The sequence below is a fragment of the Streptococcus pseudopneumoniae ATCC BAA-960 = CCUG 49455 genome (genome assembly GCF_002087075.1).
In the GTDB taxonomy this organism is placed as follows: domain Bacteria; phylum Bacillota; class Bacilli; order Lactobacillales; family Streptococcaceae; genus Streptococcus; species Streptococcus pseudopneumoniae.
Genome location: NZ_MWSM01000079.1, coordinates 1 through 1505, shown reverse-complemented (window position 1 = coordinate 1505; position 1505 = coordinate 1). Strand labels below are relative to the sequence as shown.

2 protein-coding genes are annotated in these 1505 nt (G+C 32.0%); both read right to left on the bottom strand.

From position 1 onward, the window contains the following. Window positions 1-71 precede the first annotated feature (71 nt). Window positions 72-869: a tyrosine-type DNA invertase PsrA gene (gene psrA / locus B4W83_RS11900; protein WP_000651180.1), complete on the bottom strand. Its 798-nt coding sequence runs from the start codon at window positions 867-869 to the stop codon at window positions 72-74. A 56-nt stretch (window positions 870-925) separates the two neighbouring features. After that, a partial coding sequence (locus tag B4W83_RS11895; RefSeq protein ID WP_142246454.1) for a restriction endonuclease subunit S occupies window positions 926-1505 on the bottom strand: 580 nt, incomplete at its 5' end.

Here is a 1505-nt window from a genome sequence, read left to right as displayed (position 1 = left end):
TGTTATTCAGATAATAAGAGCCATAATCACAAAAAAATAGCAGATAGTCAATTTGACCACCTGTTATTTTTTTACCAATTAACAATTTTATCTACAATATTTTGTTGTTCGGTAGCTGTTTTCCTTAGATAAATTCGAGTAGTTTCTATACTTTCGTGTCCCATCAAATCTGCAAGCAAGGCAATATCATTATACTTCGATAAAAAATTCTTAGCAAATAAATGTCTAAAAGAATGAGGGTAAATTACTTTAGGATTCATTTTGTATTTATCAGCATAATTTTTTAACTGTTGAGCAACTCCTCTTGCTGTAATTGGTTCATTAAATTTATTCAAAAATAAATAACCACTTCGGCGATTTTCTGATTCTAACCAACTAAGACAACTATTTCTTAATTTTTTAGGAATGTACAGTCTACGAATTTTACCACCTTTTGAGTAAATGTCAAAATAACCGATTTCTACATGCTCTACTTTTAGCTTAATAAGTTCACTTACACGAGCCCCAGTTGCACCTAAAAACCAAACGACAAAATGCCATTTTAAAATACCATCTTTTTTCAAACTACGTTTAAGAAAAAGGTAATCAGCATGGCTAATGACATCTTCTAAAAACGGTTTTTGCTGTACTTTGACAAATTTTAATTTCAAATCATCATGACCAATAAAAGCCAGATATTTATTTACTCCTTGTAGTCGCAAATTGACAGTTTTAGGTTTAAAATTGTCTAATAAATATCCTTTGTATTCAAATAAATCTTCCATTTTGAGTTCGTAATTCTCCAAGAAAAATCGAACACCATAAAGGTACGAACGCACAGTATTTTCAGCTAAACCAGCTTTCTTCAAATGTAATTCAAAATCTTTCAACGTAAAACTCCTATCTTATGTTTGATAGAAATTCCACCGCACGTAAAACTATTATACTAAATTAGTGCGTCAATAATGGCGAAAGATTCTTCGATTTTATCAACGATTCTGGATTGTTCAGGAAGGGGTGGGAGGGGGATTAAATATTCTTTTATAGTTTTCGTTAATAATTCTTTTTGTTTTGTACTACCCGACGCTTTTTCTTCAATAACTGACTGAACAATAGGAGAGGAAAGAAAATTATAGATGAAATGGCAATTAATAAACCCCGATAAGACTCTTATAACTGTAACATGGCTATCTGCAACAGCCCAGCCATAAGGATTTTTATTTTCATGGTAAATAGCTAATCGTCCTAACGTACCTAGGCCTGTTGAATTCCACATTAAATCACCATCTCTTAGTAATCTTTCTTTCTGGTAACTATGAACTGTTTCGGGATCAATAAATCTTGCTAAGTCAATAGAAAAGCCAGACCATTGATTACATTTCTGAGCAATCACAGGGTATATAGGAATATTTGAATATTTTGGAGACTTCCCTCTTTGAATGTAGGAGGTTATATCGTTTAACTTCACCCATTCCCAACTTTCTGGTATTTCACAAAGTACTTCCTCATAATAAGAGTTATCATCT